The sequence below is a fragment of the Sphingopyxis sp. KK2 genome (assembly GCF_001990265.1).
Taxonomy (GTDB): domain Bacteria; phylum Pseudomonadota; class Alphaproteobacteria; order Sphingomonadales; family Sphingomonadaceae; genus Sphingopyxis.
Map to the genome: position 1 here is coordinate 1 of NZ_LYVN01000166.1, position 7,853 is coordinate 7,853.

The following is a 7,853-nucleotide window of genomic DNA, read 5'->3' on the forward strand; positions in this document are numbered from 1 at the left end:
CGGCGCCGCGCTCGCCGGCGCGACGATCCCCGACGAGCTCGCGCGCGGACTGCGCACCACGGCGGCGCATTCGACGCTGACCGTCGCCGACAGCAATTCGACCGCGATCCTCGCCAGCGGCGCGCTCGGCAAGGGCGTCACCGAGGTCGAACTCGACCGTCACGAGACGCCGCAGGGCAGCCGGCTCGAAATGAGCCACGACGGCTATGTCCGCCGTCACGGGCTGATCCACCGCCGCTTGCTGATCCTCTCGCCCAACGGCCGCGAGCTGCGCGGCGAGGACCAGCTGCTCCCCGCCCCGCGCAGCCGCCGCAAGGGCGACAAGCCGTTCGTGCTGCGCTTCCACCTCGGCCCGTCGCTGCAGGCCAGCCTCACCGCCGACAAATTGGGGGCGCTGCTGCGCATTCACGGCGGCCCCTTGTGGCAATTCCGCACCAGCGAAGGCGCGCTCGACGTCGAGGAAAGCCTGTGGGTCGACGGCGAAGGCCGCCCGCACCCGATCGAACAGCTCGTCGTCACCGGCACCGCCCCCGCCGGCGGCGCGAGCATCGGCTGGATCTTCAAGCATATCGGCTGAGGCGCCGTCGGCGCGTCAAATTTCTCGGACCGCGTATACCGCGCAATCCGTAGCGCTCTAACCAAAGCGCCGCGCTTCTGTTTCATTAGTGTTACAGTGCCGTAACACAGCGGTCATAGAGCGCTGTCACTGGCCCCCTCGACTCGTCCGGAGCCAAAAAGGACCGGACGATCTTTCCACTCTCCAGGGGGATTTATGTCCAAGCTTTCGAATGTCCGGTCGCGCATCCTGCTCGGCACCTGTCTGTCGCTCGCCGCCGTTCTGCCCGGCACCGCCTTCGCCTCCGACATCGTCGGCACCGTCACCGACGCCACCGACACCCGCGCGCTGCAGGGCACCGAAGTGCGCCTCGTCGAGCTCGGCCGCGTCGCCGAAGCCGGCCGCGACGGCAGCTACCGCTTCACCGACGTGCCCGCCGGCACCTACACGCTCGAAGCGCGCTACATCGGCGCGACGCCCGTGACCCAGAGCGTCACCGTCACCGACAGCGGCAATGTCGTCGCCAACCTGTCGGTCGGCACCGACGGCAGCATCCTGGTCATCGGCCAGGCCGCGAACCTGTCGAGCAGCCTGTCGCGCCAGCGCGCCGCCGACGGCGTCGAAAGCGTGCTGACCCGCGACGCGATCGGCCAGTTCCCCGACCAGAATGTCGCCGAATCGCTGCGCCGTCTGCCCGGCGTGAACATCCTCAACGACCAGGGTGAAGGCCGCTTTATCTCGGTCCGCGGCCTCGACCCCGAACTCAACGCCGCCTCGATCAACGGCGCGCGCCTGCCCGCCCCCGAAAGCGACGTCCGCTCGGTCGCGCTCGACGTCGTCGCCGCCGAACTGATCGAATCGATCGAGGTCAAGAAGTCGCTGACCCCCGACATGGACGCCGACACCATCGGCGCGTCGATCGAGATCAACACCACCAGCGCTTTCGACCGCAAGAAGGACCTGCTCTCGGTCAAGCTCGAGGGCAGCTACAATAATTATGCCGACGCGCTGACCCCGAAGGGCAGCCTCGACTTCTCGACCCGCGTCACCGACAATTTCGGCATCGCCGGCGGCATCAGCTACTATCAGCGCAAGTTCGAGACCGACAATATCGAGGCGGCCGACTGGGACGAGCAGGATGGCAACGCCTTTGCTCGCGAAATCCAGTATCGCGACTATGACGTCGAGCGCAAACGCCTCGGCGGCTCGCTGAGCCTCGACTGGCGCCCGAGCGACACGACCAAGCTCTATGCCCGCGGCCTCTACAGCCAGTTCGCGGACCAGGAATATCGCGGCGACGTGATCTTCATCATGAGCGGCGATCCGCGCGAATCGACCGAAACCAGCGCCGAATTCTCCAGCGCCGACGGCCGCATCGAAGTCCGCCGCCGCATGAAGGACCGCTACGAAAAGCAGAAGATCGCCTCGCTCGTCGTCGGCGGCGAGACCGAAACCGGCCCTTGGAAGCTGACCTATTCGGGCAGCTATTCGAAGGCGAGCGAGAAGGAAAACGGCTCGGTCGACCCGACGCGCTTCCGCGCCCGCTTCTCGGGCAGCGGCGCGAACGAGGTCGGGGTCAATTTCGACTATTCGGACCCGCGCCGCCCGCTGTTCAACGTCACCGGCAACACCACGCTGTACAACAACCCCGCCAGCTACACCTTCAACGAGCTAGAAATCACCGACCTGTCGGACTCGAAGGATCGCGAATGGATGGCACGCGGCGACGTGGCGCGCGAATTCGCGATGAACGACGGCACCTTCACGCTGCAGGGCGGCGTCAAGTCGCGCTGGCGCTCGAAGTCCTACGACCTGGATGCGCTGGTCTATGACGGCTTCAATGGCAGCTACAACCTCGGCAACGTCCTCGCTGCCAGCTACAATTACCGCATCCAGGACCTCGGCCCGCTGCCCGACAAGCAGGCGCCTAGCCTTATTTACTTCGGCAACCCGGCCGCCTTCAATCTCAACGAGGACGACACGATCATCAACTCGACCTCGTCGGACTATGCGATCGATGAAGATGTGCTCGCGGGCTATGCGCTCGGCCGGTACGACAGCAGCACGCTGCGCATCGTCGGCGGCGTCCGTTTCGAACGCACCTACAACGACATCCGCGCCTTCGCGATCAGCGAAGACACGCTGGATATCACGGCGAACCGGATCACCCGCAACTATACCGACTGGCTGCCCAGCCTGACGTTCCGTTTCGAGCCGGCCCAGAACCTCGTCCTGCGCCTCGCGGGTTACAAGAATCTGGTGCGCCCGAAACTGTCGAACCTGGCACCGCGCGTGGTAGTGAACGAGGATCTGGAAGCCGAATTCGGCAACCCGAACCTCAAGCCCTACCGCGCCTGGAACGTCGATGCGTCGGCCGAATATTATTTCGGCAACAATTCGGCGCTGACCGCGGGCGTGTTCTGGAAGTCGATCGACGACTTCATCGTCGAGCTCAACGACAGCAACCCGGGCGAAATCCTGGGCGTCGATTATCTGCGCGCGACGACCTTCACCAATGGCGAGACCGCAAAGGTCAAGGGGATCGAGCTGAGCTTCGCGCAGCGCTTCACCTTCCTGCCCTCGCCACTGGACGGGCTGCTGCTCAACGCGAACTACACCTTCACCGATGCCAAGGGGACGGTGTTCGCGGGCGACGACCTGACCGATCCGCGCCGCATCAGCCTGCCCGCCTCGTCGAAGCACACCTTCAACGTCGCACTCGGCTATGAAAAGGGTCCGATCTCGCTGCGCGCCGCCGGCACCTATCGCGACAAATATCTCGACGAACTGGGCGGCGATGCCGACGAAGACCGCTATGTCGACCAGCATTTCCAGCTCGACCTGTCGGCGAAGTTCCGCGTCACCAAGGACATCCGTCTGTTCGCCGAATGGATCAACGTCACCGACGCGCCCTATTTCGCCTATCAGAACTACGAAGGCGCCAAGCGCATCCTGCAGTATGAAAAATACAGCTGGACCGCAAAGTTCGGCGTTTCGGCCAGCTTCTGACGACATCGGTGCATAGGGAAGACATGATGAAGAAGACCCGTTCGGGCCTTGCCTGGTCGCTGCTCGCGGCGACGATGCTGGCCGCAGCGCCCACCGCTGCCGCCGAACCCGCGACGACGGGCTTCCCCATCGTCACCACGACGGAGGATGGCCAGCCCATCCCTCGTTCGGCGGGTCTTCCCTATGCCCCCGGAAATCTTGCCGACCGCATCGTTCTCACGCCCGGGGCCGACCCGGCGCGCGCGATGGCGGTCGCCTATCGTACCGACACCGCGCAGACCGTTGCCGAGGTCCAGATCGCGGTGTCGGTCGACGGGCCCACGCTTGAGGAGAAGGCGAAGCTCGTCACCGGCAAATCGATGCCGGTCGACAGCAGCTATGGCCCCGCCCTCTACCATCAGGTCCGCTTCGAGGGCCTTACCCCCGACACCGTCTATAGCTACCGGGTGAAGGGCGCCGCGGGCTGGAGCGAATGGTTTCAGTTCCGGACCGCCGCTGACGAGGCCAAGCCTTTCCGCTTCCTTTATCTCGGCGATATCCAGAACGGCATCCTGACCTATGCCAGCCGCGTGATCCGGCAGGCCTTCCACGCCAATGGCGACATCCGCCTCGTCGTCCACGCCGGCGACCTCGTCGGCCAGCGCGACGACCTCGACCATGACGACGAATGGGGCGAATGGAACCAGGCCGGCGGCTATAATTATTCGATCGTCCCGCAGGTGCCGGCGACCGGCAACCATGAATATGTCGACGACATCCTTCCCGACGGCACCGAAAGCCGCAAACTCGGCCCCTATTGGCCCGCGCAGTTCGCGCTGCCGAAGAACGGCGTGAAGCCGGTCGAGGCGACGACCTATTACACCGATTATCAGGGCGTGCGCTTCATCGTCCTCGACGGCACCGCCGCGATCGACCTGGGTTCGATGCAGGCGCAGACCGACTGGCTCGACAAGACGCTCGCCGCGTCGAAGGCGAACTGGAACGTCGTGCTCTTCCACCAGCCCGTCTTCACCTGCGCCCGCCCGAACGACACCGCCGAGATCAAGGCGGCGTGGAAGCCGGTGTTCGAAAAGCGCAAGGTCGACCTGGTGCTGCAGGGTCACGACCATTGCTACAGCCGGTTGACGGGCGAAGCGGGACGCGACGCCAATGCCAAGGCACGCGCCGACGGCATGATCCAGGGGCCGGTCTATCTCGTGTCGGTGACGGGGTCCAAGATGTACAAGCTCAACGACCGCACGCCCTGGCAGCCCGACAAGGTTGCCGAGGCGACCGAACTCTACCAGATTATCGACGTCGAGCCGAAGAAGCTCAAGTTCCGCACCTTCACCGCCTCGGGCAAGCTCTATGACGGCTTCGATCTGACACGCACCGACAAGGGCAATCGCCTCTCCGAAATCACCGAACCGACGCTTGCCACGCGCCGCTGTTCGGGCGAGGTCGGGCCGGACGGCGGCGCCTGCGTCGCATCGGGGAAATGACATGACCAGAATCTTGAAACTCGCCGCCACGCTTTCGCTCGCATCGGCGCTTGCCGGCTGCGGCGCGAAAGAGCCCGTCTTCTTCGGCCTGCCCCCCGTGCCCGTCGCCGCGACTGGCGAGACCGATCCGGTCGGCACCGGCAAGGCCGATGCCGCCGACGATCCCGCGATCTGGGTCGATCCCGCCAACCCGAACCGCGCGCTGATCATCGCCACCGACAAAAAGGCGGGCATCCACGTCTATGACCTCGCCGGCAAGGACATCGCCTTCATCAAGGGCGGCCTCGTCAACAATGTCGATGTCGCGGGCAATATCGTCGCGGCGAGCGACCGCAACGACGGCGTCAACGCGCATATCGCGGTGTTCCGCCTCGACCCCGCCACCGCGACGCTGACGTCGCTCGGCCGCGCCGCCGCCGGCACCGGCGAAGCCTATGGCTTCTGCCTGAAAAAGACCGCGCCCGGCGAACCGATGACCGCCGCGCTGATCATCAAGGACGGCACCGTGCGCGTCGGAACGCTCGCCGTCGACGGCGCCGCACCGAGCTTCGCCGCGCAGTGGGAGCACAAGATCCCGACCCAGTCCGAAGGCTGCGTCTTCGACGGCGACACGCTCTATGTCGGCGAAGAAGACGCCGGCATCTGGCGCCTGACCCAAAAGGGTGCCGCCGCGGATGCCGTGATGGTCGCCCCGGTCGACAACCAGCGCCTCGTCGCCGACATCGAGGGCCTCGCGACGATCGACCACAAGGGCCAGCGCTACCTGCTCGCCTCGAGCCAGGGCGACAACGCCTATGCCGTCTTCAAGCTGCCCTCGATGGACTATGTCGGCCGCTTCGCCGTCGCCGCAGGCACCTTCGGCGCGACGAGCGATACCGACGGGATCGAGGCGGTCGCAGGCAATTTCGGTCCCGCCTATCCCGATGGCCTCTTCCTCGCTCAGGACGGCGACAACGCCCCCAAGGCGCAGAATTTCAAACTGCTGCGCTGGGACCAGATCGCCGCAGCGCTGGGGATCTGATATCCGTCGCCCCCGCGAAGGCGGGGGCCGCTGGCAACCTTGCGCCAGGCCTCTTGCGGCCCCCGCCTTCGCGGGGGCGACGACACTTGCCCTGACGTCTCTTCGGGCCTAGGGGGTCCGCGTCTTTCCCATCCCTGCAAAGGCCGCCCCTTCCCATGACCGATCTGATTCCCGTCCGCCGCGCTCTGCTGTCCGTCAGCGACAAGGCGGGGCTCGCCGAGCTTGCCGCCGCGCTCGTCCGCCACGGGGTCGAACTGGTGTCGACCGGCGGCACCGCCAAGGCGCTGCGCGAGGCGGGGCACGAGGTGCTCGACGTCTCCGACCTCACCGGTTTCCCCGAGATGATGGACGGCCGCGTCAAGACGCTGCACCCGACCGTCCATGGCGGCATCCTCGCCGTCCGCGACGACGCGGCGCATGTCGCCTCGATGGATGCGCACGGCATCGGCGGCATCGACCTCGTCGTCGTCAATCTCTACCCCTTCCTCCAGACCGTGATGTCGGGCGCCGACCGCGACACGATCATCGAGAATATCGACATCGGCGGCCCCGCGATGGTCCGCTCGTCGGCGAAGAACCATGCCTTCGTCGGCATCGTCACCGAGCCCGAGGATTATGCCGCGGTCATCGCCGAAATGGACGCCAACAATGGCGCGACCACGCTCGGCTTGCGCAAGCGCCTCGCCGCGACCGCCTTCGCGCACACCGCAACCTATGACGGCATGATCGCGCAGTGGTTCGCCTTCGCCGACCAGGGCAAATTCTTCCCCGACACGCTGCCGCTGACTGCCAAGCTCTCCACCGAGCTGCGCTATGGCGAGAATCCGCACCAGAAAGCCGCACTCTACCTGCCCGCCGGTCCCGCCGGGCGCGGCATCGCTCAGGCGCAGCAGGTTCAGGGCAAGGAGCTCAGCTACAATAATATCAACGATGCCGACGCCGCGCTCGAACTCGTCGCCGAATTCCGCGAGGCCGAGCCCACCTGCGTCATCGTCAAGCACGCCAATCCCTGCGGCGTCGCGACCGGCGCGACGCTGACCGAAGCCTATGACGCCGCGCTCAAATGCGACGATGTGTCGGCCTTCGGCGGCATCATCGCGGTCAACCGCCCGCTCGACGGCGCGACCGCCGAGGCGATCAGCACCATCTTCACCGAGGTCGTCTGCGCCCCCGACGCCGACGCCGACGCGCGCGCGGTGTTCGCGAAGAAAAAGAACCTGCGCCTGCTGCTCACCGGCGAACTGCCCGACCCGGCACGCGGCGGCATCATGATGAAGACGATCGCCGGCGGCTGGCTCGCGCAGAGTCGCGACAATGGCCGCATCACCCGCGCCGACCTCAAGGTCGTCACCGACCGCGCCCCGACGGAGGAAGAACTCGCCGACGCGCTGTTCGCCTGGACGATCGCCAAGCATGTGAAGTCGAACGCGATCGTCTATGCCAAGGGCGGCTCGACCGCGGGCATCGGCGCCGGCCAGATGAACCGCCGCGACAGCGCGCGCATCGCCGCCGTCAAGGCACGCGAAGCCGCCGAGAGCCACGGCTGGGCAAGCCCCCGCACCGTCGGCAGCGCGGTCGCCAGCGACGCCTTCTTCCCCTTCGCCGACGGCCTGCTCGCCGCGGTCGAGGCAGGCGCGACCTGCGTCATCCAGCCCGGCGGCTCGATCCGCGACGACGAGGTGATCGCCGCCGCCAACGAAGCGGGCCTCGCGATGGTGTTCACCGGCATGCGGCATTTCCGTCACTAATGAAGGCTCTCGATAGGCTGGTCGCCCTCACCCTTCCC

At 66.2% G+C, this 7,853-nt stretch carries 5 protein-coding genes; all 5 read left to right on the forward strand.

What is annotated here, in order from left to right:
- Nucleotides 1-577: heparinase II/III-family protein (locus B1A78_RS19060; RefSeq protein WP_179102094.1), on the forward strand; the 577-nt coding region annotated here is incomplete at its 5' end.
- Between the two features lie 195 nt (nucleotides 578-772).
- Entirely contained in the window at nucleotides 773-3,565 is a 2,793-nt protein-coding gene (locus B1A78_RS19065) for a TonB-dependent receptor (RefSeq protein ID WP_077148476.1), read from the forward strand.
- A 26-nt stretch (nucleotides 3,566-3,591) separates the two neighbouring features.
- Nucleotides 3,592-5,046 (forward strand): metallophosphoesterase family protein, encoded by a 1,455-nt coding sequence (locus tag B1A78_RS19070; RefSeq protein ID WP_179102095.1) that lies wholly within the window; start codon nucleotides 3,592-3,594, stop codon nucleotides 5,044-5,046.
- 1 nt (nucleotide 5,047) lies between these two features.
- On the forward strand, nucleotides 5,048-6,067 hold the full coding sequence (locus B1A78_RS19075; RefSeq protein WP_077148477.1) for a phytase: 1,020 nt from the start codon (nucleotides 5,048-5,050) through the stop codon (nucleotides 6,065-6,067).
- A gap of 155 nt (nucleotides 6,068-6,222) precedes the next feature.
- A complete protein-coding gene (gene purH, locus B1A78_RS19080; protein WP_077148478.1) occupies nucleotides 6,223-7,815 on the forward strand; it encodes a bifunctional phosphoribosylaminoimidazolecarboxamide formyltransferase/IMP cyclohydrolase in 1,593 nt (530 codons plus the stop codon).
- Nucleotides 7,816-7,853 lie beyond the last annotated feature (38 nt).